22 protein-coding genes and 4 pseudogenes are annotated in these 24,966 nt (G+C 49.7%); 17 read left to right on the top strand and 9 right to left on the bottom strand.

Features of this window, described 5'->3' with window-relative positions; all coding sequences use genetic code 11:
* Window positions 1–21 precede the first annotated feature (21 nt).
* The 9 genes and pseudogenes from U0026_RS06005 to U0026_RS05965 form a co-directional block, all read left to right on the top strand.
* Window positions 22–354 (top strand): annotated as a pseudogene (locus U0026_RS06005) (IS6-like element IS26 family transposase); the annotation flags it as partial.
* Window positions 355–1,008: 654 nt separating this feature from the next.
* Window positions 1,009–1,668 (top strand): HNH endonuclease, encoded by a 660-nt coding sequence (locus U0026_RS06000; protein WP_015063156.1) that lies wholly within the window; start codon window positions 1,009–1,011, stop codon window positions 1,666–1,668.
* A gap of 114 nt (window positions 1,669–1,782) precedes the next feature.
* The gene (locus U0026_RS05995; RefSeq protein ID WP_015063157.1) at window positions 1,783–2,190 is read left to right on the top strand and encodes a hypothetical protein; all 408 of its coding nucleotides are present in this window, start codon (window positions 1,783–1,785) and stop codon (window positions 2,188–2,190) included.
* 32 nt (window positions 2,191–2,222) lie between these two features.
* Window positions 2,223–2,426, top strand: a complete 204-nt coding sequence (locus U0026_RS05990) for a hypothetical protein (protein WP_022652195.1) — start codon at window positions 2,223–2,225, stop codon at window positions 2,424–2,426.
* Between the two features lie 185 nt (window positions 2,427–2,611).
* Window positions 2,612–3,523, top strand: coding sequence for an HNH endonuclease (locus U0026_RS05985; protein WP_022652196.1), 912 nt, complete (start codon window positions 2,612–2,614; stop codon window positions 3,521–3,523).
* Window positions 3,524–3,652: 129 nt separating this feature from the next.
* Window positions 3,653–3,907: a hypothetical protein gene (locus U0026_RS05980; RefSeq protein ID WP_022652197.1), complete on the top strand. Its 255-nt coding sequence runs from the start codon at window positions 3,653–3,655 to the stop codon at window positions 3,905–3,907.
* Between the two features lie 84 nt (window positions 3,908–3,991).
* Entirely contained in the window at window positions 3,992–4,303 is a 312-nt protein-coding gene (locus U0026_RS05975) for a hypothetical protein (protein WP_032610398.1), read from the top strand.
* A 430-nt stretch (window positions 4,304–4,733) separates the two neighbouring features.
* Window positions 4,734–5,201 (top strand): annotated as a pseudogene (locus tag U0026_RS05970) (IS3 family transposase); the annotation flags it as partial.
* A 7-nt stretch (window positions 5,202–5,208) separates the two neighbouring features.
* Window positions 5,209–5,397 (top strand): annotated as a pseudogene (locus U0026_RS05965) (protein RepA); the annotation flags it as partial.
* A 286-nt stretch (window positions 5,398–5,683) separates the two neighbouring features.
* Here the strand turns inward: U0026_RS05965 and U0026_RS22745 are convergent.
* The 4 genes and pseudogenes from U0026_RS22745 to U0026_RS05940 all read right to left on the bottom strand — a co-directional run bounded on the left by U0026_RS22745 (window position 5,684) and on the right by U0026_RS05940 (window position 8,862).
* Window positions 5,684–6,451, bottom strand: a pseudogene (locus tag U0026_RS22745) (tyrosine-type recombinase/integrase).
* A 418-nt stretch (window positions 6,452–6,869) separates the two neighbouring features.
* Entirely contained in the window at window positions 6,870–7,649 is a 780-nt protein-coding gene (locus tag U0026_RS05950; protein ID WP_022652203.1) for a site-specific integrase, read from the bottom strand.
* Complete coding sequence (locus tag U0026_RS05945; protein WP_022652204.1) at window positions 7,649–8,467, bottom strand: hypothetical protein; 819 nt, start codon at window positions 8,465–8,467, stop codon at window positions 7,649–7,651. Before U0026_RS05945 ends, U0026_RS05950 begins: the two co-directional genes overlap by 1 nt.
* Before the next feature lie 74 nt (window positions 8,468–8,541).
* The gene (locus U0026_RS05940) at window positions 8,542–8,862 is read right to left on the bottom strand and encodes a hypothetical protein (protein ID WP_022652205.1); all 321 of its coding nucleotides are present in this window, start codon (window positions 8,860–8,862) and stop codon (window positions 8,542–8,544) included.
* 818 nt (window positions 8,863–9,680) lie between these two features.
* Between U0026_RS05940 and U0026_RS05935 the strand changes: the two genes are divergently transcribed.
* Window positions 9,681–10,589, top strand: a complete 909-nt coding sequence (locus U0026_RS05935; protein ID WP_007374408.1) for an HNH endonuclease — start codon at window positions 9,681–9,683, stop codon at window positions 10,587–10,589.
* 407 nt (window positions 10,590–10,996) lie between these two features.
* On the opposite strand, the gene copM is transcribed toward U0026_RS05935, so the two are convergent.
* The 4 genes from copM to silR all read right to left on the bottom strand — a co-directional run bounded on the left by copM (window position 10,997) and on the right by silR (window position 14,318).
* Complete coding sequence (gene copM, locus U0026_RS05930) at window positions 10,997–11,347, bottom strand: CopM family metallochaperone (RefSeq protein WP_007871800.1); 351 nt, start codon at window positions 11,345–11,347, stop codon at window positions 10,997–10,999.
* 145 nt (window positions 11,348–11,492) lie between these two features.
* Window positions 11,493–11,924 (bottom strand): silver-binding protein SilE, encoded by a 432-nt coding sequence (silE, locus tag U0026_RS05925; RefSeq protein WP_053263389.1) that lies wholly within the window; start codon window positions 11,922–11,924, stop codon window positions 11,493–11,495.
* A 245-nt stretch (window positions 11,925–12,169) separates the two neighbouring features.
* Window positions 12,170–13,645, bottom strand: a complete 1,476-nt coding sequence (silS, locus tag U0026_RS05920; protein WP_057064178.1) for a copper/silver sensor histidine kinase SilS — start codon at window positions 13,643–13,645, stop codon at window positions 12,170–12,172.
* Complete coding sequence (gene silR, locus U0026_RS05915; protein ID WP_126440630.1) at window positions 13,638–14,318, bottom strand: copper/silver response regulator transcription factor SilR; 681 nt, start codon at window positions 14,316–14,318, stop codon at window positions 13,638–13,640. Before silR ends, silS begins: the two co-directional genes overlap by 8 nt.
* Before the next feature lie 189 nt (window positions 14,319–14,507).
* On the opposite strand from silR, the gene silC reads away from it, so the two are divergent.
* The 7 genes from silC (at window position 14,508) to U0026_RS05880 (ending at window position 24,177) form a co-directional block, all read left to right on the top strand.
* A complete protein-coding gene (gene silC, locus U0026_RS05910) occupies window positions 14,508–15,893 on the top strand; it encodes a Cu(+)/Ag(+) efflux RND transporter outer membrane channel SilC (protein ID WP_049042644.1) in 1,386 nt (461 codons plus the stop codon).
* 28 nt (window positions 15,894–15,921) lie between these two features.
* Window positions 15,922–16,275 (top strand): cation efflux system protein CusF, encoded by a 354-nt coding sequence (cusF, locus tag U0026_RS05905; protein WP_008786772.1) that lies wholly within the window; start codon window positions 15,922–15,924, stop codon window positions 16,273–16,275.
* A gap of 113 nt (window positions 16,276–16,388) precedes the next feature.
* Window positions 16,389–17,681, top strand: coding sequence for a Cu(+)/Ag(+) efflux RND transporter periplasmic adaptor subunit SilB (silB, locus tag U0026_RS05900; protein WP_000157620.1), 1,293 nt, complete (start codon window positions 16,389–16,391; stop codon window positions 17,679–17,681).
* A gap of 10 nt (window positions 17,682–17,691) precedes the next feature.
* Window positions 17,692–20,838, top strand: coding sequence for a Cu(+)/Ag(+) efflux RND transporter permease subunit SilA (silA, locus tag U0026_RS05895; protein WP_000574029.1), 3,147 nt, complete (start codon window positions 17,692–17,694; stop codon window positions 20,836–20,838).
* A gap of 86 nt (window positions 20,839–20,924) precedes the next feature.
* Window positions 20,925–21,365, top strand: a complete 441-nt coding sequence (locus U0026_RS05890) for a DUF411 domain-containing protein (protein WP_009654300.1) — start codon at window positions 20,925–20,927, stop codon at window positions 21,363–21,365.
* 126 nt (window positions 21,366–21,491) lie between these two features.
* Window positions 21,492–23,939, top strand: coding sequence for an Ag(+)-translocating P-type ATPase SilP (gene silP / locus U0026_RS05885; protein ID WP_049042645.1), 2,448 nt, complete (start codon window positions 21,492–21,494; stop codon window positions 23,937–23,939).
* Between the two features lie 40 nt (window positions 23,940–23,979).
* Window positions 23,980–24,177, top strand: coding sequence for a DUF2933 domain-containing protein (locus U0026_RS05880; RefSeq protein WP_004388331.1), 198 nt, complete (start codon window positions 23,980–23,982; stop codon window positions 24,175–24,177).
* A gap of 33 nt (window positions 24,178–24,210) precedes the next feature.
* On the opposite strand, the gene U0026_RS05875 is transcribed toward U0026_RS05880, so the two are convergent.
* Window positions 24,211–24,942, bottom strand: coding sequence for a peptidoglycan DD-metalloendopeptidase family protein (locus U0026_RS05875; protein ID WP_126440988.1), 732 nt, complete (start codon window positions 24,940–24,942; stop codon window positions 24,211–24,213).
* Window positions 24,943–24,966 lie beyond the last annotated feature (24 nt).

Below are 24,966 nucleotides of genomic sequence, written 5' to 3'. Positions count from 1 at the left end.
CTTTTGCTGATGGAGCTGCACATGAACCCATTCAAAGGCCGGCATTTTCAGCGTGACATCATTCTGTGGGCCGTACGCTGGTACTGCAAATACGGCATCAGTTACCGTGAGCTGCAGGAGATGCTGGCTGAACGCGGAGTGAATGTCGATCACTCCACGATTTACCGCTGGGTTCAGCGTTATGCGCCTGAAATGGAAAAACGGCTGCGCTGGTACTGGCGTAACCCTTCCGATCTTTGCCCGTGGCACATGGATGAAACCTACGTGAAGGTCAATGGCCGCTGGGCGTATCTGTACCGGGCCGTCGACAGCCGGGGCCGCACTGTCGATTTTTATCTCTCCTCCCGTCGTAACAGGGGTCAGTTTGGAGATCGGAAATTTTTGTACGTTAAGCGCATTATTTAACCAATCTTGGTTCGTAAGGGGTTGATTTTGCGTCAGTGGCTATCGCTTTTAAGTTGTCGCTCTTGCAGTATCGCATTTAGGTTATCCGATTAAGGTCAAACCTCTGAAAATGCCGTATAGCGCGGGAGTACACCCTATTGCTATAGGTAAGTCTGTTCAAAAAACAGGCTTACCGTACAATAATTCTCTATATCCAAACTGACCCCTATCAGGTATCCGTGGCCATGAAATTTGTTGCCGGTGATTCTGCGGCCGCAGGAAATGAAGGCCATCCGATCAGCACACTTTCCGATACCTTCCGTCAGATGAGAAAAGTAAGTAGTACCCTCCTGACGGCCACACAGAACGGCCGGAAATGATAAGCACTAACCAATATGGATTCTAACAAAAAGCACGATGAATACGTCGACTGGCTCATTGAGCAGGCAGACGATCATGAAATAAATGCCATCAGCTCAGGACTCAGAGATGCGTGGGAACTTTGTACGACCTTTCTGGCCTGTGTTTTGCTCGGCAGTGGGATGGTTCTTGCCTGCTTAAATATCACTCAGTAGGGAAATCTGATGACAACTCAAATTGAAGTTATGACGGTCGCTGAGCTGCATGCTCAACTACAACAGCTGGTGGATGATTGGCTCGGAGATATTCCGGTATGTGCGACAGATCTCCGCGCCCGGTAACGGTACCGGCGGCGACATTTTTCCGGTGAAAACCCAGCAGGACTACCGTGCCGCCTACCGTAAGCTCGAAGCGGATGGATATGCACCGGCCGTTATCGAACAAATGACCACAGGCGCTGCCTACAATCTGGCTTATCCACGAATCCCGTTAAAACGCTCTGAGAACGCCACCAGCGAACGGAAGCGAAAACCTGACGTGGACATTCAGGGAGAGCCTTGCGAGCGCTTTGTGACCCAGCGGAGCGGCGCAGCGCAGACAAAATTCAAGAATCTCCTTGTTGAGAATTTCGCGGGTCGGTGTGCGGTCACGGGATGGGTTAATGGTGGTGTGCTGGTAGCGGCTCATATCGAGCATGGGACGCGCTACAACCCTTCGAACGGCATCCTGTTGACGCCGACAATGCACGCGCTGTTTGACGCGGATCTGATGGGTATAGACCCGTCCACACTCACCGTTCATTTTAAACCGGGCATCGAGGCGGGAGAGCTGTTTGAAGGCAAAACGCTCAACCCGTTGGTGTATGACCTGGATACAGACCGGCTGGCTGCTCGCTGGGCTGATTTCCTCGGTACCGAGGAATAGATGGAAAATCCAGCCTATACCGGATGACAGTGTTTCCTGGTTAGGCACCTCATTCTGAGATGTGCTGACTGCACGCCACCATTTTATTGAAAACCGACAGAGTTGATACCACTAATGCCAAATTACCTTACGGGATATTTAAAAGCGACCATTGTTATTTTATCTGCGGGCCTGTCAGGTTGCGACCTGGCAAATGGTGCGACGGAAAGTGGAGTGTATCAGAAATACACGAATGGACCTTTCAGGGAGCCGACTATCGTGATGAGTCCGGGCTGGCGAATGGATGACCACGGCAAGGAAGCACTTATATTCGGGAGCAGCCAATGCCCAGATGCTAACGGCAACACTACGTCTGAGGGCGGTTGCGTCCTCATTGAGAATCACTCTGAGACTGTCGCGGTCATCGTTGTTGATGCGACAAAGCAATTCCGACGCCAGGAAACATGGACGATTGAACATAAAAAGGATCGGACCATTGTGATGCGCCCGGATAACAGTTATGTGATGCCCTGGGTAAAATAGCCAATTAAGTTAATCAAATTAGGATTCATACTATGGGCATTCAAGATTTGGTTGGAAAAGAAAGAGAGCTGATCGTCGTCGCACTACTGGCCCTGCATCGTGAACGCGTTAATAGTTTTAATTCAGCTTGCACGGCATGTTCATTAGCGGGGAAAGAATGGCCGGAACAGGAAATGTTTGGTATTAACGAAGTAATGAATGCCCTCCGCATGGTTGGTGCTTTGCCTGTGAGATAATGAGACCTGCTAGCTTCGCATCTGGCTGATTGATTGCCTGACCTATAACGGATTTCATGAGTTTTGAAGAGATTCTGATGTGGACGCCGTGAACAGGCCTCTTAGCGACGAGGGCTCGTTTTTATGACTAGGCGTGGACGCCAGTGCCAACCTGAATGAACAATGGGATGCAAACCGGAAACAACATGAACACCAGAGTGAATAAGCCTCAACCCGTCAGGCTTCGCCCTGTCTTCCAGAAACTGGAAGAGCTGGGGTTAACAGGGGAAATTATTTCCATTCGCACGGACGGGAAAACTGGAACCTTAACTCCAGACCTGAAGCCTGGTATCTTCAAAACGGGTCCCTGCCAAACGAAACGGATCATGACCGGCAACTGGGTTATCGCTGACTCAAGGGACTACTTTGAACATGTTGTTCTGTGTGTTGAGCGTCCAGACGGAGCCTATGACATATTCACCGGCTCTTTCATAAAATTATATCCGGTTGAAAACTGCAAAAGCAAAATCGTCGAAATGAGTAACCCTGTCCTGGTGGGCATGACTTACTCCATCCGGAAGGTTTTTAATGGAGGAAAGTTCAGTCGGCGAGGAATTGCCTATCTCTCGATCCCCGCAGTAACATCAACAAAAGTAACTTTTCCTTCCCGAACGTATCAGGAGGGGCAGGAACAAATCACAATGTCGAGCCCGGACCAGGCACCATTTTCCGAAGATGTCCGGAAAAACTGCGCCGGTACGTGTGTTCTTACCGGCGTTCGAGCCAGACAAAGAACTGAGGCAGCGCACATTAAACCCCGTCATGCTGGTGGTGAGCCGGATGTGACAAACGGGATTCTACTGCGAAGTGACATCCACACCCTCTTTGACAATTGGCACTTTTCAATCGACCCTGATTCAATGAAAGCCCGTTTCAGCCCGGATGTGCTCTCCGTCGATAAAGACTTGCTACAACTGGAAGGCAAGCAAATTGATTTTTCCCGCTTGCAAATGCCTATCAATATTGAATACCTGCGACATCACTGGAACGAATTTTTTAACCGTCATGGCAATCCATTCAGAAAGAAAGAGCCAAATAATAAAAATCAACAATTATGAAAAACGCCCAGTTAGCAGCAACATGCACTATGAGGCTATGTTAGCCTAATGGCATTCTTATTTGATAAAGCTTGCTACAAGAAGTTTTGTCAATGTTCAACCTGTTTATCAAACCTATGGAGATTATTTATGACTGGGAGTGGTATGAATACTGTACGCATAAACAATGAAGTGAAACACATCTCAGAGTTAGATTCCGAGACCCTTTCTCTTGAATGGAATAAACTGAAAAACGAAAATAACGAACTGTATCGCTGCATAAAGGAAGCAAATTCTGGTTGGCGAGGTTTTGTCCTTCGTTTGATAGGGGTTCATCTGCCTGATGGTAAAACAATTGTCATTCATGGTGTTAGCACTAAAAATGAATCTACTCACACTGAATAATACACAATAGAAAAACTGTTAGTATCAAAGATCACAATGAGGCTATGTTAGCCTTCGAACATTCACAAGAACTAAGAAATTCAAATGGCTTACGTTCAATTCGAGGTAAAAATGATGGCAGATATCAATGACTCTTATTATGCTCGTAACGAAAAGTGGATTAGGCCAGCACTGATTGCTTTTATATTTGCATTTGGCAATAGTCTCGGTGATATTCTCGGGGTTGCGAGCCCCATAGTTTCCACAGCAAGTATGTGGTTGGCTGCAATTGCGTTTATTATCACTGGTGTAATGGTGATGTTTACAGATACGATTTCAGCACATATTTTAAAATTGTTGGCGGTCGTGGCACTGTTAGGGGCAGTCATCACTTTAGTGATTCGCTATTTCACATAGAATCCCTCAATGAATGCACCGCTTGCACGCTTTCTGAGTTATTGTTTCCCTTTATAAACGTCGGCTTATGTATAGCGTTCATCTGCACAACGGGGACGTTGAGTGAATGAGAACTGCCGGATTGCGTTCCTGCATTACCACAATCAGAGATCCTGGTTGTGGTTTCTAAGAAAATTCTGAATATCGGTTCATGAGACCGGTGGTTACAACTTGTAATATATTAGACTTAGCTTTTGATTCATATATTTGTACTATACCCACATCATTTATATGGATGTAGGTCGCTATGGCGTTAAAAGGCAAATTAACTCTCAATGATGCAGATTATGCTCCATTTGAACTTAATGGGGTAGGCGTCTTTATGGCCTTTTCCGGAAACGGAATATACAGAAATCACGGTGGTTGCAGGGTTGTGCCGGATAATGGACCTAAGCGCTGGGCGTACCTCGCCGTTGTTCTCGACCTGTTCTCAAGAAAACCAGTGGGCTGGGCCATGTCGTTCTCGCCGGACAGCAGGCTTACCATGAAAGCACTGGAAATGGCATGGGAAACCCGTGGTAAGCCCGTCGGGGTGATGTTCCACAGCGATCAAGGCAGTCATTATACGAGCAGGCAGTTCCGGCAGTTACTGTGGCGATACCGGATCAGGCAGAGTATGAGTCGGCGTGGAAACTGCTGGGATAACAGCCCAATGGAGCGCTTCTTCAGGAGTCTGAAGAACGAATGGGTGCCAGCGACGGGCTATGTAAGCTTCAGCGATGCAGCTCACGCAATAACGGACTATATCGTTGGATATTACAGCGCACTAAGACCGCACGAATATAATGGTGGGTTACCACCAAACGAATCAGAAAACCGATACTGGAAAAACTCTAACGCGGTGGCCAGTTTTAGTTGACCACAACACTATGAAGCGTCTACGTGAAAGGCTTGCTATGGAATCTCAGGTTAAAGACCAGAATGCAACCATACGGCGCGCGATGAAGGATCTGAAGAGCATTGGTTATCTTGATTACAACGAGACCAAAAAAGGTCGGGAAATCATGTTCATTGTTCATAACCGCTCGGCGCGACTCGCGTTGACCGTCGCATGAAGGCGGTCACATTCATAACAATGACGCTACAAGGCGGTCATACTCATAATATTCCAATCAAAAGCGGTCGTTTTCATAAGTGCAGCCTATTCTGAGGGCTTTACGCCGTTTAAATGAGCCGAGTTTTATGAACGCAGCGATATCTTATCTGTGATCAAGTTATGAAAGTAACCGCCTGTTATGAATGCTCCCGCCCATTTATGATAGTGACCGCTTTCCGTTGGATGTTAGTTATCTACACGAAACAGATATTAAGTTAGCTAAGCCATTTTTATCGTGAACAGGGCTAACGATTGCCGCGCAGAAGCTGCAGCGCATCCTGCGTATCGAGTGAGAACCGGACCTGCTGACTGGCGGCCACATCGAGCGCAAATATCTTTGTGTACACTTCCGTTGATTCAAACTTCTTGTGCCCCATCAGGACCTGCAGAACCTTCGGGTGAACATGGCCATATAAAAGGTGCATTGCGAAGCTGTGTCTGAACGTATGCGGGCTGACCGGAATACTGAATCTCACGCCGTCCCGTTCCGCTGCGTCGACGGCACGCTCAAGCCAGTTGCGTACTGTCCGGTCGGTAACTCCCCAGACCGGCATGGCCCGATGTTCACCTATTAGCTTGTCGTCCTCGAATCTTTCCCGCGTGCTCGCAAATAGCCGACGCATTTCATCCACGTATCCGGGGTCTGACAGCGGGATCACCCGGTTCGCACTTTTTTCCTTTTTCGGGCGACCGCCAGCTGTGCGGCGTTGTTTGGCCGTACGGACCACCACGTGCGGGATCTAATCATTGAGGTGAAAGTCCCTTCTTCTGAGTGCCAGTGTTTCGTTGAGGCGTGCGCCGGTGTTCCACAGCGTGTTAATAAAGGCGTGTTGATTCCAGTCGGGTAAGTAATGCAGCAGACCAGCCACTTCCGGTGCCAGAAGGTATTTAGGCATCTCGTTATAGTGCCTGGCCATTTCCCGCAGCGAGAGAGCCCGGCCGTAGTCAAACGGTGCAGAAGTGGCAGTCACCTGCAGGGCAGGGGAGTGATGAACAAAAGCGGGCAGATTCATAACGCACCTGGCGATAAGGATGCGCTACGCAAAATCTGGCCCGATAACCTCCGTTAACCGTGTCATTTTTCACCTAGCGCAATCTGGTGAAGTTCTGGTTCCATTTTCGCCGCTGCCGGCGTCGGAAACTACGGAAAAAACCCGCAGAGCCGGGATCTTACATTTTCCTGTTTCTGGAAATATACCATAAAAAGGAAAGAGATAATTTAGCAGGCTGATCAGAGAAGGATCCAAAATGGATCCTTTTTCCTTGGATGATGTGGTGATCGGGTGGTGGTAAGGCCCATATGATGTGTTCTGTGACAAACTGCCCCCGGTGAGGCAGCGCTTCCTGAAAATACAGAAACCGGAAAGGGCAGTAAATCAGGGTAAGGCGAGACAAGCCCGCCGGGAGTATCAGTTAGGTAGTGATGCTGTCTTACCCATTTCCTTTCAGCATCGCGACCGCCTCCGCCCCCGGCATCTGGAACTGTACCCTGTGACGTGCCGCAACATCGAGCGCAAACACCTTAGTGTAGACTTCTGTCGAGCTGATCGATTTATGGCCCATCAGACTCTGCAGCACTTTCAGCGGAATGCCGGCGTACAGCATGTGCATCGCGTAGCTGTGGCGGAATGTGTGCGGCGTCACCGGCACCGAAAACGTCACGCTGTCAGCCGCCGCGGTATCGACCGCTTCGTTGAGCCAGGTCCGGACCGTCCGGTCGGTGATCTCCCAGATACGGGCTCTTTCTGTTCTGCCGGTTCGTTTGTTTCGGCGCTCCAGCGGAATTTTCAGCGTGGCCACCATCATCTCCAGCTGGCTGACGTAACTGTGATCGGAAAGCGGAACCAGACGATGTGGCTGACTACCTGCAGGCGTACGACCGGCCGTTCTGGCCGCTTTCTCCGCGCGCTGCTTGAGGGTGGCCAGCTGCACGAACGGGTAGGGTGGCTGCAGTGAAAAATCACTCCGGGTCAGGGCCAGGGCTTCATTTATACGCGCGCCCGTGTTCCACAGCGTCGCCAGCAGCATCTTGCGGTGCAGATCAGGCACATAGTGGAGCAGGGCACTCACTTCCGGTGCCAGCAGGTATTTCGGCAGTTCATCCTGGACCAGAGCCATCTGTCGCAGCGCCAGCGCCGCCGGATAGTCGATGGACACAGGAAACTGAGCTACCGTTCCCGGCTGCTGCCCCAGGGTAACGAGTCCGGTCATCAGGATGACTCTCCGGCTGGAGGTATATTCAGTGCCGATGCGATGATTTCCCGGTTTTCTTCATTACGCCAGTTTCCAAAATAGTCCACTTCCAGACGCAGGGACTGATGTGCGGCCTCTATAAGGTCAGTCACTCTCTGAAGGGCATTCCGCAATTGCAGCGATGATATCTTTCTTGGCACATCATGTTCGTCCACACCGTTACGGTGTACCAGGTCATTTCGCCAGTCAGCGATGATACCCAGCGGCTCAGTTGGCCAGACGGGCGGGATATGGAGCACGGTCCCGAAATAGCGCTCAATGGTTTTCACGTTATGAAACGTCATACTCGCAACAACATTCCTTGCAACAGGGCGGAACTTGGAAAGTGGCATCTCACGGGCAGCCTGCTTCACTTTTTTGTCTGCCCTGGCAAAAGGCAAGTAAAACTCTTCGAAGTATCTTTTGAGCGGCCAGTCATGCTCCAGCATTGCCCTCGCACAGTACATCAGGTATGCCTCCATAACCGTCACGGCATGAACGAAAGACATTCTGTATACCAGTTCAGGCTGCTCTGCATCGAGCAGGGCATACAGCTTCGTCAGTTCCTGACGGGCGTGCAGGTAACGCTGATGAACGTTGTTCAGGGAAGCCTCAAACAACCCGTGTTCATGATCCCACTGAGCCTGATCGGCCAGCGCCTCCTGCTCCCAGCAGTACAGGTTCGCGGCGTGCTCCCATTCTTCTGAACCGGGGACCACATCCGGATGATTCTCCTCAAGCCATTTATCAAATCGTTCAGCTTCAATATCCAGCAACTGGTCTTTCACGCTTCCCATAACACCTGCACCTCTCTGTGTGGTCCTCTAAATGAGAAATCCCGCCTGTTCACAGCTTTCCTTACGGCCTGCTGCTATAAAAGATCCATATACCATGCCGCTTCATCAGGGCAGCTCAAATCGAGCTCAAACGCTCCTTCAGGAAGCGTACGGGATTTATAACCGCCGTCAGAATACTGAAAGGCCCACTCTTTCATATCCGGAGCATCGAGGCGGCTGGCCATTTCCTCGTATATCCCATTCTCCTCATCGAGAAGCACAAGAAGAGTTTCCCCCTGCGTATTTATCGTACGGTATAGCCATACTTTCTGGCAGCCATAACCTGAAAGCATTTCCAGAATTGAAGAAGGTGAAACGCTGTTGCCCTGATTGATGTATGTCGTTGTGTTACTCATAATTGATTTCCTTATCGTAAGCTTTCTACTAATTACTGTATTTATCATCATCTGCGTAACATTCCATTGTCCGCCTAAAATGATTAGCAAGATAACAGTACCATCCCGCAATTACCGGATGCACCAATCCCGAAATTCCGAAAAATCGATAATAGCAGGGTTTCCGGAAGCGAGAAGGAAAGCTGTATCAGTACAGCCCCGACAGGCGGGTCAGGAATTGGGAGGGAGGAGTGTTACTAACTTATTATAATATAGCACATATTTAATCTTTTTTTCAAAAATATGCGCAGAAAATCGCCGTGATCCGGAACTGCCTTTTTTCGGATCCCGGATGACAAAACGCATGATATTTCCTGTAAATGCAATTATTCATAACATTTATATTCATATATGTTAAAAGTGCGAAATTAGCATCAGTTGTTGGTTATTATTAAGATTTCAGCAACAAACCGTATCCCACCCGCTTCGTTAAAAAAACCGAAGGTCATCAGAAGCGCTCACTGATCGTTCCGGGCTGAGACGGTGGCAGCGTCACGGGTAATGTCTCTATTTTATTGGTCGTGAGGAAGGCCGGATAATGGCCAAACTAAGAAGCCATAGCATTGGGGGCAGCCTGCTGATCTGGTATGATCGAGCAGAGGCTCATCTCAATGAGCAATCCCCGCAACAAATTTTTTCGGGGTGCAACAGACCCTTTAGTGTCCAGGCCTGAAAAAAAAGAAAGCACGGTCTCTGAGAGACTACGGTCCTTACGCAACCATACCGGTTAGCGAGCTTTATATTTTCATTATGACTATCTGTATAACAGGGGAATGAATGTGATTAAAAAAATATGCGAAGTGATTGATGGAGAGTATGTCTGTGACATTGATATCAGTGTGGAAGAATGGAAAACTTTATTAACAAATGATAAAGTTTTTGACACAAAAAGTATTGCAGCGTTAAAAAAATGGTTTATTGAGCCAAATCATTCCTGCACATGCTTCGATATTGGTAAGAAGTACGACCTGCACAGCATGAGTGCTAATGGAGTCATAAACGGACTGGGTGGCAGAGTTCAAAAAGAACTTGGTAGATTCGAGGTTAAAGGTGTCGGAAATATCGCATCCGGTACAAAATTCATTACCGTAATGAAGAGTAAAGAAATCGGCGGAAAACCCAAAAGAAACTTATGGACAATTCGTGAGGAACTTGTTCAGGCAATTAACGAACTGGATTTTTTTGGTACAACAGAAATGGCCAGCAGTGAGTATTACTCTGACGATGAGTTGATCAATGCCATAGAGAAAAGTAATATCTTTGACAACGTTCAGACGTTTGAATATACAGGGGAAGCCAAACCAAAGAAAAATGCAATAGAAGTAAAAAATGGCCTCTCGTATCCCAGGAGTAAAGGCGTATCCCAAAATGCGCTGAATAAAGCAGGTTACAGATGTGAAGTCGATAGTGACCACCCAACATTCAGAAGGCGAAATTCATCCTTAAATTACACAGAACCTCATCACATTGTACCTATGTCCAGGCAAGATGCTTTTGACACATCTCTTGATGTTGAAGAAAATATCATATCTCTGTGTTGCAATTGCCATAAACAAATTCACCTTGGTCAGGGTTATGAAGATATGCTGAAAGAAATATACACTGCGCGAAAAAGGTTATTAAAAAAAGTTGGTATTGATATATCACTGGAAAACTTGATTCTTTATTACAAAATGGAAAGTAAGTGAGATTCAAACGAGAGTGATACCTTCGTTTTATTGGTCGGGATGAACAGCAGATGATGTTTCCGGCAAGTATCGGGTCCAGAAACTTTCTGTTAAAAAAGAGGTAAAAGTAGTCTTGAGCCCTGACTGCGAATTGCCATTGCGCATGACCAGAGAACAGGACGAACCCCTGCCAAACCCAGGCATGAGAAACACCTTTAAAACATAGACTTAATTAAAATCAGCAATTCCCATCGAAATAATAAGCAAGCAGAATTGGCTCAGGTGAATTTCACTCGGTGCAGTGCATGCGTTGGGGGGGGTAAAAGGAAAAACCCGAAATGAATCGGGTTTTGATTAATTAACGATTAACAGGTTCCCGTGCCCGGGAACACTCTGACTGTACGCGCAATATATTATTTCCGCAATCATTATTTTTGATTACCAAGCCATTTATTCATCTGCTCAATTTCACCTTTTTGAGCTTTAATGATGTCCTGCGCGAGCTTTCTCATTTCCGGATCTTTTCCGTATTTTAGCTCGGTCTCAGCCATTGCTATTGCCCCTTCATGGTGTGCTACCATGCCTTTCGCAAAAGCCTTGTCGGGATCGGACTCTTTTACAGCGGCCATCATTTTGTCATGCATACCTTTCATGCCGGACATATATTCCTGTGACGATGCCGATGAGGATATATCTGACATTTTCATTTCTGAATGTTCTGCGGAAATCGCTGGCAGGGATAACATCAGTATAACAAAAAGCGAATTTGTGATTTTCATATAATAAACCCTTTCAGATGGTTACCGGATAAGTTTAGCTGAGTCAGACAAAAAAGCCCCCTGAAGGGGGCAAAAAATAACAACATATCCGTATAAGGGACAATCTATCAAGGAAAGGGTAACCGCACGGAAACTTCAGTTGTCATCAGCCCGCATTGATCATGCGGCGGTGTGCATCAGCCATAGCCTGATGGGGGCCGGACTGACCGTTATTCGTAAATTCATGGGCAACAGCTGCTCTTTCATGTTCATTCATCGCCGCAAACGAAGTCGCCGGACGGGAAGCGTTAACGGTGCCAGTTCCCATCATCTTCTGATGACTTTCCGCCATTTTTTTATGTGCATCTGCTGAACTATTGTTCATGGTTTCATGAACAATAATAGCCTGTTCATGCTGATCCATACCGGCCATCCGTGGGGCTGCCCCCTGGATGGCGGCTGGAGTTGAAGAAGACTGCATCTGATGGGCCGGAGCCTGAGCATTATTGACACGCTCATGGATATTTACGGTTTCAGTGGCCCAGGCCGTAGAAATTAAGCTCAAACCTAACACTGATGCTAAGACGATATTTTTCATGGTAACTCTCCATTTCTGAATTAGTGATGTCCGTGAATTTCGATCTGTGTCCTCAGTAGTACAACTGACAACTCTACAGACCTTATTCCGCCGGGATGAGGCTTTAATACAACTCCTGGCTTGTGCTGATGCCGTGTATGGATGAAGTAATAATGCCTTCCTGATAAGTTGCACTAATTATATCGAATGGCTTCTGTTTGCTGCATGACAGGCTAATGACATCTTTGTCATTTAAATCTTTATTCTCAGTACTGGGTTTCCGGAATCATTTTCTCCAGTCTGGGCACGGATAGGATAAAACGAGTTGAACGTACGTCCGATTCCACCTGCACTCTTCCGTGATGTGCTTCCACGATGGACTTCACAATCGCAAGGCCGATGCCGCTGCCTTCTCCTTTTCGTTGTCTGGACGGATCTACCCGATAAAAACGGTCAAACAGCCTTGATAAATGCTCTTCAGGGATTGGTTTCCCCGGATTTTCAATCACAAGGTCAAAAAAGCTCTCCTGCTCTCTTATTGAGACGGTGATTGCCTGTCCCTCCGGGGTATAACGCAGGGCATTGGATAACAGATTATTGATCGCCCTTCTGAACATTTGTGGATCTCCCTCAACCAGGCAGGGCATCCCGTTAAATTTGAGCGTGATATTGCGTTCTTCGGCCCAGGCTTCGAAAAACTCGAAGACTTTCATGACTTCTGCTCTGAGGTCAAACCGGACCCTGTCAGGTATCAGCTGATTATTGTCCGCCTGCGCCAGGAACAGCATGTCGCTGACCATTTTGGTCATCCGGTTATACTCTTCAAGGCTGGAATAGAGGACATCCTCAAGTTCCTTCTGGGTTCGATCCTGACTCAGCGCGATTTCAGTCTGCGTCACCAGATTGGTGATGGGCGTTCTGATCTCGTGCGCGATATCGGCTGAGAAATTGGCCTGGCGGGTAAAGACATCCTCAATCTTTCCAATCATATGATTGAACGAGATAACCAGCTGCTCCAGCTCAATGGGAACGCGTGTCGGTTCCAGCCGCGCATCAAGATTCTCGGAGGTGATGTTTTTAATGGCATTGCTGACATTACGAAGGGGCAGGTGCCCCTGACGGACAGCGATGCGAATGATCAGAACAATCAGCAGGCTTATCACGACGGCGATCGCAATCAGATTTTTTTTCAGCGCATCGAGGTAATGGAGATGGAAATTAATGGAGAGACCAGTCAGCATGACATAGTTCTGCTGTTTGCCCTGAAATATCGCCTGGCCAGAGGAGGCGATAATCCGGTATGTTTCCATCTTCATTTCGGACCCGGTATCCATCGGTCCCGCAGGATCCTCCACCGTCCAGAGAAAGACATCCCGTGCGCGGCTGTGCTCGCTAAAATCTGCTGAATTCACTGCCGGGCGTAGTGCCGCCCCCTGAGCTGAGCTAAAGAGCACTTCACCCCTGGGATTGAGGAGCAAAAGGGCAACGTTGCGGTAGCTGGCAATTGATTCCTTTATTTTGCTTATTTTTTTATCATCCGGATCCACCGGGGACTGCAGTATACGGTTCAGTGTGGTGCTGATTTGTTGAAGATCGCTGACATCCTGCTCGGCAAAATGATTTTCAACAGAATGCAGCATAAACCAGGTGAAGGCGATAAAAGCCAGTATCGTGGACAGGCTGATAAAAAAGGTCAGCCGCAGAGCGAGTGAGAAAGGGCGTCTGGAAGGTTTGCTATGCATCCGGGACCTCCAGCATGTAGCCCACGCCCCGGACTGTCTGGATCAGCTTTGTCTCGTAATCGTTGTCTATTTTAGCGCGGAGTCGCTTTACGGCGACATCGATCGCATTAGTGTCGCTGTCAAAATTCATGTCCCAGACCTGAGAGGCAATCAGGGAGCGGGGAAGAACCTCTCCCTGATGGCGAATGAAAAATTCCAGCAGGCTGAACTCTTTACTGGTGAGCACAATGCGGTTTCCGGCGCGACTGACTTTTCTGGAGACGAGATCAACCGAGAGGTCAGCCACCTTAAACTGACTTTCCGTGATCAGCGTGTTTCCCCGCCTCAGTAGGGTCCTTACCCGGGCGAGCAGTTCGGCAAACGCAAAGGGTTTAACCAGATAATCGTCCGCACCCAGTTCCAGTCCTTTGACCCTGTGTTCGATCGTGCCGAGGGCCGTCAGTAGTAAGACCGGCATACCCTTTCCGGCAGTGCGCAGCATGCGGATGATATCCCAGCCGTTCACATCAGGCAGCATGATGTCCAGAATGACTAAATCATACTCGGCTGTCATGGCGAGATGATATCCGGTAAGACCATTATCAGCGTGATCCACTACGAACCCTGCCTCTGTAAGCCCTTTGCTGAGATATTCACCTGTTTTAATTTCGTCTTCGACGATCAATATTTTCATCTTGCTCCCCGTCTGGCTGCTAATGTCATTCTATTGCGCACACGATCGTAATCAACGAATTACCGTAAAAATGACAACATTGTCATTATTCTGTCACCCGACAAACAGAGTGCATTCTGTAAAGTAACCCTGGTAATACTCTGAACTTCATTTGAACCATTTACCAGGTCTGCCTGGACGAGAAGCGTTATGTTCAAATTAAAATTACTCAGCATCAGCACGATATTCATCCTGGCTGGTTGTGTCTCTCTGGCACCTGAATATCAGCGCCCGGCAGCACCGGTACCCCAGCAGTTTTCACTGTCCCGAAACAGCCTGACGCCAGCAGTGAATGGTTATCAGGATACGGGCTGGCGTAACTTTTTTGTCGATCCCCAGGTTACCCGGCTGATCGGGGAAGCCCTTGCTAATAACCGTAATTTGAGAATGGCTGCCCTGAAGGTTGAAGAGGCCCGGGCCCAGTTCAACGTCACGGATGCAGATCGTTATCCCCAGCTGAATGCCTCATCCGGGATCACCTACAGCGGTGGTCTGAAAGGCGACAAGCCGACCACACAGAAGTACGACGCGGGTCTGGAACTCCGCTATGAGCTCGATTTTTTCGGCAAGCTCAAGAACATGAGTGACGCTGATCGCCAGAACTACTTTGCCAGCGAAGAAGCCCGTCGGGCTGTACATATCCTGCTGGTCTCCAGCGTTTCACAAAGCTATTTCAGCCAGCAACTGGCGTATGAACAACTCCGTATCGCGCGGGAAACGCTGAAAAATTACGAACAGTCCTATGCTTTCGTTGAGCAACAGCTCGTGACCGGGAGTACGAATGTGCTGGCGCTTGAACAGGCCAGGGGACAAATCGAAAGTACCCGCGCTGAGATAGCCAAACGAGAAGGCGATCTGGCTCAGGCAAACAATGCCCTGCAACTGGTGCTGGGAACGTACCGTGCACTGCCGCCAGAAAAAGGGATGAAAGGCGGTGAGATCGCGCCAGTTAAACTGCCATCAAACCTGTCGTCACAAATTTTGCTGCAGCGACCGGATATTATGGAGGCGGAATACCAGCTGAAAGCGGCTGATGCGAATATTGGCGCAGCGCGGGCGGCCTTTTTCCCGTCCATTACCCTGACCAGTGGCCTTTCCGCAAGCAGTACGGAGCTGTCCAGCCTGTTTACGTCAGGAAGTGGAATGTGGAATTTTATCCCTAAAATTGAAATTCCTATATTTAATGCTGGCAGGAATAAAGCCAATCTGAAGCTGGCTGAAATTCGCCAGCAACAGTCGGTGGTTAATTACGAACAAAAAATTCAGTCAGCCTTTAAGGATGTTTCCGACACGCTTGCGCTGCGCGACAGCCTTAGCCAGCAACTTGAGTCACAGCAGCGTTATCTTGATTCACTTCAGATAACTCTCCAGCGTGCCAGAGGATTATATTCCAGTGGTGCTGTCAGTTACATTGAAGTGCTGGATGCAGAGCGTTCTCTCTTCGCTACGCAGCAAACCATTCTCGATCTTACCTATTCCCGGCAGGTTAACGAAATTAATCTGTTTACCGCACTGGGTGGCGGTTGGGTAGAGTAAATTTATTTCATTAATCAGGAAATTTAAAATGCGTAATTCACTTAAAGCCGTTTTATTTGGTGCCTTCTCTGTCATGTTTTCTGCCGGTCTTCATGCTGAAACACATCAGCATGGCGATATGAATACTGCCAGTGATGCTTCGGTACAGCAGGTTATCAAGGGCACCGGTGTCGTTAAAGAAATTGATATAAATAGTAAAAAAATCACCATTTCGCACGAAGCAATCCCTGCGGTGGGCTGGCCTGCAATGACCATGCGCTTCACTTTTGTTAATGCAGACGACGCTATCAATGCCCTGAAAACCGGCAACCATGTCGATTTCTCGTTTATTCAGCAGGGTAATATTTCTTTACTTAAAAGCATTAACGTGACGCAGTCCTGATTGGCTGTCCGGAGCGATTACATCCTGTGCGCCTGTACATTCACATAGGTATATGTGTGAGTTAACCGTCAGGCGCATATGCCAGGTGTTTTGATTTTTTAGCGGAAAATTGTATGGCTTCTTTAAAGATAAAATATGCTGCAATAATTATCAGCAGCCTCATAGCAGGGGGGCTGATATCGGTTACTGCCTGGCAGTATGTAAACTCAGCACAAAAGACAGAAAAAACAGAACAAAAGGCACCGGAACGAAAGGTGCTTTTCTGGTATGACCCAATGAAACCGGATACCAAATTTGATAAACCCGGAAAATCGCCCTTTATGGATATGGACCTGGTGCCAAAATATGCTGATGACAGTGGCGATAAAAGCAGTGGCGGGATCCGTATCGACCCAACCCAGGTTCAGAATCTGGGATTAAAAACGCAAAAAGTCACGCGAGGAATGCTGAATTATTCTCAGACAATCCCGGCTAATGTCAGCTATAACGAGTATCAGTTTGTTATTGTGCAGGCGCGTTCTGACGGGTTTGTCGAAAAAGTCTACCCCATGACGATTGGCGATCATGTGAAGAAGGGGACGCCACTTATCGATATTACCATTCCGGACTGGGTGGAAGCACAGAGTGAATTCCTTCTGTTATCCAGCACCGGTGGTACTTCCACGCAAATTAAAGGCGTTCTGGAACGGCTTCGCCTGGCAGGTATGCCGGAAGAGGATATTCAGAGACTGCGTTCTACCCGGAGCATTCAGACCCGTTTTACCATTAAAGCACCTATTGATGGTGTCATTACTGCATTTGACCTGCGCACCGGCATGAATATTTCGAAAGATAAGGTGGTGGCTCAGATTCAGGGGATGGACCCGGTCTGGATCAGCGCTGCAGTGCCAGAATCTATCGCCTATCTGCTGAAAGATACGTCGCAGTTTGAAATTTCGGTACCGGCTTATCCGGATAAAACATTCCATGTCGAAAAATGGAACATTCTTCCCAGCGTGGATCAGACAACCCGTACGCTTCAGGTCCGTCTCCAGGTTTCTAATAAGGATGAGTTTCTCAAACCGGGCATGAATGCCTATCTCAAACTGAATACCAGAAGCCAGGAGATGCTGCTGATACCAAGCCAGGCCGTTATCGATACCGGCAAAGAACAGCGCGTGATTACTGTTGATGATGAAGGCAAGTTTGTGCCGAAACAGATCCACGTTCTGCATGAGTCACAGCAACAGTCCGGCATCGGCTCCGGCCTGAATGAAGGCGATACCGTGGTGGTCAGTGGCCTGTTCCTCATTGACTCTGAAGCCAATATTACGGGCGCACTGGAACGTATGCGCCACCCTGAAAAAACAGAAAGCAGTATGCCAGCAATGTCTGACCAGCCTGTAAATATGCATTCAGGGCACTGAGGAGACGACGATGATTGAATGGATTATCCGGCGCTCTGTCGCCAACCGTTTCCTGGTCATGATGGGGGCCCTGTTTCTCAGCATCTGGGGCACATGGACGATTATTAACACGCCTGTCGATGCCTTGCCTGACCTGTCAGATGTGCAGGTCATTATCAAAACCAGCTATCCCGGCCAGGCCCCGCAGATTGTAGAAAACCAGGTCACCTATCCACTTACCACCACCATGCTGTCCGTGCCTGGCGCAAAAACCGTGCGTGGTTTTTCACAGTTCGGTGATTCGTATGTGTATGTCATTTTTGAAGACGGCACCGATCTGTACTGGGCCCGTTCCCGCGTGCTGGAGTACCTGAACCAGGTACAGGGAAAACTGCCCGCCGGTGTGAGTTCTGAAATCGGTCCGGACGCCACGGGGGTGGGCTGGATATTTGAATATGCCCTTGTCGATCGCAGCGGAAAACACGACCTTTCAGAACTGCGTTCTCTGCAGGACTGGTTCCTGAAATTTGAGCTGAAAACCATCCCGAACGTGGCTGAGGTCGCTTCGGTTGGCGGCGTGGTGAAACAGTACCAGATTCAGGTCAATCCGGTAAAACTGTCTCAGTATGGTATCAGCCTGCCCGAAGTGAAACAGGCCCTTGAATCGTCTAACCAGGAGGCCGGTGGCTCATCCGTTGAAATGGCCGAAGCTGAGTATATGGTCCGTGCCAGCGGTTATCTTCAGAGCATTGATGATTTTAATAACATCGTCCTGAAAACAGGCGAGAACGGCGTGCCGGTTTATCTGCGGGATGTTGCCCGCGTGCAGACCGGGCCTGAAATGCGGCGTGGTATTGCCGAGCTGAACGGCCAGGGCGAAGTCGCTGGCGGCGTGGTGATCCTGCGGTCGGGTAAAAATGCACGCGACGTTATCACGGCAGTGAGGGATAAACTTGAGACGCTGAAGGCCAGCCTGCCGGAAGGCGTTGAAATCGTGACCACCTACGATCGCAGCCAGCTCATCGACCGGGCGATTGATAACCTCAGTTCCAAACTTCTGGAAGAGTTTATCGTGGTGGCCATCGTCTGTGCCCTGTTCCTGTGGCACGTACGTTCTGCCCTGGTGGCGATTATCTCTCTGCCGCTTGGTCTGTGTATCGCCTTTATCGTCATGCACTTCCAGGGACTGAACGCCAATATCATGTCGCTGGGAGGGATAGCGATTGCCGTCGGTGCGATGGTGGATGCCGCCATTGTGATGATTGAGAATGCGCATAAGCGGCTTGAGGAGTGGGATCATCAGCATCCGGGTGAGCAGATTGACAACGCCACCCGCTGGAAGGTGATTACCGATGCCTCCGTTGAAGTGGGACCCGCACTGTTTATCAGCCTGCTGATCATCACCCTGTCCTTTATTCCTATCTTTACCCTGGAAGGTCAGGAAGGACGTCTGTTTGGCCCGCTGGCATTCACGAAAACGTACTCCATGGCGGGCGCGGCCGCGCTGGCCATCATCGTCATTCCGATTCTGATGGGATTCTGGATCCGGGGGAAAATTCCTGCAGAGACCAGTAACCCCCTGAACCGGGTACTGATCAAAGCGTATCATCCATTGCTGTTGCGGGTTCTCCACTGGCCAAAAACAACCCTGCTGGTTGCGGCCTTGTCCATTTTCACCGTTATCTGGCCGCTGAGCCAGGTGGGCGGTGAGTTTCTGCCGAAGATTAACGAGGGCGACCTGTTGTATATGCCGTCGACCCTGCCGGGTGTCTCTCCGGCTGAAGCTGCAGCGCTCCTGCAGACGACGGACAAGTTAATCAAAAGCGTTCCTGAAGTGGCCTCTGTATTTGGCAAGACCGGTAAAGCAGAGACCGCCACGGATTCCGCACCGCTCGAAATGGTTGAAACCACGATCCAGCTCAAACCAGAGGATCAGTGGCGTCCAGGCATGACGATTGACAAGATTATTGAAGAACTCGACAGGACCGTCCGTTTACCGGGGCTGGCAAACCTCTGGGTGCCGCCAATCCGTAACCGTATTGATATGCTCTCAACCGGGATCAAAAGCCCGATAGGTATCAAGGTGTCCGGAACGGTTCTGTCCGATATCGATGCAACGGCGCAGAGTATCGAAGCGGTCGCCAAAACCGTACCCGGCGTAGTGTCTGCTCTCGCAGAGCGACTGGAAGGCGGGCGCTACATTGATGTGGATATCAACCGGGAAAAAGCCTCCCGCTACGGAATGACGGTGGGCGATGTGCAGCTGTTCATCTCATCAGCCATCGGCGGCGCGACGGTAGGGGAAACGGTTGAAGGCGTGGCCCGGTACCCGATTAATATCCGCTATCCGCAGGATTACCGGAACAGCCCGCAGGCCCTGAAACAGATGCCGATCCTGACCCCGATGAAGCAGCAGATCACGCTGGGCGATGTTGCGGATATTAAGGTCGTTTCCGGGCCGACTATGCTGAAAACGGAAAATGCCCGTCCAGCCAGCTGGATTTACATTGACGCGCGCGGCAGGGATATGGTGTCGGTGGTTAATGACATTAAAACGGCGATCAGTCAGAAAGTGAAACTGAGACCGGGTACCAGCGTGTCATTCTCCGGACAGTTTGAACTGCTTGAGCATGCCAACAAGAAACTGAAGCTGATGGTGCCGATGACGGTGATGATCATCTTCATCCTGTTGTATCTGGCATTCCGCCGGGTTGATGAAGCCCTGCTGATCCTGATGAGCCTGCCGTTCGCCCTGGTTGGCGGGATATGGTTCCTGTACTGGCAGGGCTTCCATATGTCTGTCGCAACCGGAACGGGGTTTATCGCTCTGGCCGGGGTGGCAGCAGAGTTTGGCGTGGTCATGCTGATGTATCTGCGTCATGCCATTGAAGCGCACCCGGAATTGTCCCGTAAAGAGACGTTCACACCGGAAGGTCTTGATGAAGCCCTCTATCATGGTGCCGTGCTGCGTGTCCGGCCGAAAGCCATGACCGTGGCGGTGATCATTGCGGGTCTGCTGCCAATACTCTGGGGAACCGGTGCAGGTTCAGAAGTCATGAGCCGTATCGCGGCACCCATGATTGGTGGGATGATCACGGCTCCGCTGCTGTCCCTGTTCATAATTCCTGCCGCCTACAAATTAATCTGGCTGCGCAGACATAAAAAAAGCGTGTCATAACCCTGTAAGGGCATCCTCTGTGGGTGCCCTTCTGTACTGATTCATCCTGACGTCAGGGGTTATATCGATAATATACAGAGGTGAGTATGAAAAAAGTGGTCCTGGTGGCCCTGGCTCTCGGCCTTTCACTGCCCGCAATGGCGAGTGAAAAAGTGATTGATATGTACAAATCTGAAAACTGTGGCTGTTGTTCCCTGTGGGGCAAGGCGATGGAAAAAGACGGGTTTGAAGTACGAACTCACGTCATGAATGATCAGGCGCTGTCAGCCCTGAAAGAAAAGCATGCTATTCCTGCAGGACTACGAAGTTGTCATACCGCGGTTGCCGGTAATTTGATCATTGAAGGCCATGTGCCTGCGACAACGATACATAAGGCAATGCAGTCTGGTTCGGGTATATACGGTCTCGCCACCCCCGGTATGCCAGCAGGAAGTCCTGGAATGGAGATGGGAGCCCGAAAAGAGGCTTACGATGTTATCGCATTCTCACCGGATGGAAGTAAAAAAGTCTTCCAGCGAATCGAATAGTCAGCGGAACGGCTGATAACGGGACGCCGGTAGCAGGCACTCCTGTGCCGGCGATATTCGTGGTAATCGCATCCATGACATACCCTGAAGACAGAAGATGCTTCGGTATGCATAAGGAGAGTTACTGTGAAAAATGACAATGCAGTGCAACACAACAACCAGACTGCTTCTGAGCAGACATTATCCCCGGACGAGGGCCACGTATTGCATAAGGTGAGAGATCCCGTGTGCGGGATGGCCATCCTGCCCGACAGGGCGCACAGCAGCATTCGATACCAGGACCATCAACTTTATTTCTGCTCCGCCAGCTGTGAGAGTAAATTTAAAGCCCATCCCGATCGTTATCTTACCGAAGATGCCAGTGAACATTCCCATCACCATCACCACGATCATCACGAAGTCAGCCCTGATCAGATAAAACAGCCTCACCACCAGGCGGAGAAAGAGAATTCTGAAGGTGTGTGGACATGTCCGATGCACCCGGAGATACGCCGCAGTGGTCCCGGAAGCTGTCCTGTCTGTGGAATGGCACTGGAGCCGCTCGTAGCTACGGCATCCACGGGGCCAAGTGATGAACTTCGCGACATGACAAGACGCTTCTGGCTGGGGTTGTTGCTGGCGTTTCCGGTTCTGGTACTCGAAATGGGATCTCATCTGTTTCCCGCCTTGAGGAATACAGTACCGCCACAGTACAACACATGGCTGCAGCTGCTTCTGGCCTCTCCTGTCGTGTTGTGGTGTGGCTGGCCATTCTTCGCCCGGGCCGGAATGTCGTTACGTAACCGCTCCCTGAATATGTTTACCCTTGTTGCAATGGGCACCGGCGTAGCCTGGGTGTACAGCGTCATTGCAACCGTCTTCCCCTCCTGGTTTCCTGCATCGTTCAGAAACATGGATGGCCTGGTGGCCGTTTATTTTGAAGCCGCAGCAGTTATTACGGTGCTTGTTCTGCTGGGACAGGTTCTTGAGCTGCGGGCACGGGAACAAACCTCAGGTGCCATTACTGCACTACTGAATCTTGCCCCCAAAACCGCCAGGCGGCTGGATCATGACGGTCATGAAACGGATATTAATGCGGAAGATGTTCTGCCTGGCGATAAGCTCCGCATCAGACCAGGAGAGAGTATTCCGGTCGACGGTATTGTGATCGAAGGCAAAACAACCGTTGATGAATCGATGGTGACCGGGGAATCTATGCCGGTTACCAAAACGGAGGGTGACCCTGTCATCGGGGGGACCATTAATCAGACAGGGAGTCTCATCATCCGTGCAGAGAAAGTCGGTGATGAAACAATGCTCTCACGAATTGTTCAGATGGTCGCTGATGCACAGCGTTCGCGTGCCCCCATCCAGAGAATGGCTGACAGCGTTTCAGGCTGGTTTGTTCCTCTGGTGATACTTATCGCGGTTGTTGCTTTCGTGATCTGGTCTGTCTGGGGGCCCGAGCCCAGGATGGCGCACGGTCTCATTGCGGCTGTGTCGGTCCTGATTATTGCCTGTCCCTGCGCGCTGGGGCTGGCCACGCCGATGTCGATAATGGTGGGGGTGGGCAAAGGAGCCCAGGCCGGGGTGTTAATCAGGAATGCCGAAGCCCTTGAGCGTCTTGAAAAAGTGGACACGCTGGTTGTCGACAAAACAGGCACGCTCACGGAAGGTTCGCCTACGGTGACAGGGATTATCAGTCTCAATCCGGGTGGGGAAACATCTCTTTTGCGTGTAACAGCCGCAGTGGAAAAAGGCTCGCAGCATCCGCTGGGTATGGCAGTAGTTAAAGCAGCACAGGAAAAGGGGATCGCAATACCCGCAGTCACTCATTTCGATGCACCGTCGGGTAAAGGTGTCTCAGGCGATGTCGAAGGTCAACGGGTTGTTATTGGTAATGAACTGGCTATGCAGGAAAACAGTATCGTTATTGATAATCAAAAGGCCGTTGCGGATACGTTGCGGATGGAAGGCGCTACCGTTATCTATGTGGCCACAGACGGGGACCTTGCAGGCCTGATAGCTATCTCGGATCCCGTGAAAACAACCACGCCGGATGCGCTTAAAGCTTTGCGTCAGGCGGGGATCCGCATTGTTATGCTCACCGGGGATAACCAGCTTACTGCTGAAGCAGTCGCACGGAAACTGGGAATAGATGAGGTTGAAGCCGGAATTCTGCCGGATGGCAAAAAAGCAGTGATAACCCGACTGAAAGCGTCTGGCCATGTGGTTGCGATGGCCGGAGACGGTGTGAATGATGCCCCGGCGCTGGCAGCGGCTGACGTGGGTATAGCCATGGGAACGGGTACAGATGTGGCAATTGAAAGTGCCGGAGTCACCCTTCTCAAAGGCGACTTGATGATACTGAACAGGGCCCGTCATCTGTCAGAAATCACCATGAAAAATATCCGACAGAATCTGTTTTTTGCATTTATCTACAACGCACTTGGCGTGCCTGTGGCTGCAGGTCTGCTTTATCCTGTGTATGGAATACTGCTGTCGCCAGTTATTGCGGCGGCGGCCATGGCTCTTTCCTCCGTCAGCGTCATTGTGAATGCGTTGCGTCTGAAAAGTGTCAGGCTCGGGAAATAACCCTGAGTGAAGGGTCAGTTACGAACAGAAGGAGTCCGGTATGAAAAGTACCACCTATGCGCTTATTGCTGTCGCCGCGATTGCGGCATTTGCTCTCCTGCGCGAACACTGGTCACATGTGGCAGGCTACTGGCCATATCTGTTACTGCTGCTTTGTCCGCTCATGCATCTTTTCCACGGTCACGGGGGGCATGGAGATCATCAACATCACGGAAGTGAAAACGATAAAAAAAATTAATCCGGCAGACGGGACCGCGTCGCGGTCCCGTTATCAGTCCAGGTATCGTTCGTAGTCTCTGGCATGCGCAAAGGCATGCTGTTCGAGTTTGTTATCAGCGGGTGCCGCCGTCCGGAACGCCAGTGAGTTAACAGGATTGTTATTGATGACCAGCTCGTAATGCAGATGAGGACCGGATGAACGTCCGCTGTTACCGGATAACGCAATAGCGTCTCCCCGGGTAACCCTGGCCCCTTTAGTAACGAGTATTTTATTGAGGTGGAGATAGCGAGTTTTAACACCGGCTTTTCCCGTTACTTCAACAAAATATCCCATGGTACTGTTGTATTCGGCCCGGGTGATTTTTCCGTCGATGACGCTGACTATTTTCGTGTTCATGGGCATGGAATAATCAATGCCATTATGGGGACTCACTTTTCCCGATACCGGGTTAAGTCTTGCAGGATTGAAAGGCGAACTGAGTCTTGCTGTGGCCGGTAACGGATAATCGAGACTGCCTTTCCCGGAAGTATCGGAAAGGTTATAGAACTTTTTATCTGATATACGATACGCCGTGTAATTAAATGAACCGGACGTAAATTTATAGGCCACGACACGTGATTTTCCCGCTTTCTTTTGCAGTACGAGTTTTAATGATTCATTTTTTTTCAAATGCCGCAGATTAAACCGGGAAGGCAAGGAGCGCTGAAGAGTAGCGATCTCGTTCGATTCCAGCCCCGAGCGGGTGGCTGAAAGGTAGGCATTTTCTTTTACGACATCGGTAATGCTGCCAACTTACTGATTTAGTGT

The sequence above is a fragment of the Kluyvera intermedia genome, assembly GCF_034424175.1.
GTDB classification, from domain to species: Bacteria; Pseudomonadota; Gammaproteobacteria; order Enterobacterales; family Enterobacteriaceae; genus Kluyvera; species Kluyvera intermedia.
The sequence above is the reverse complement of the archived record's forward strand: the minus strand, read 5'-3'. Positions and strand labels throughout refer to the sequence as shown.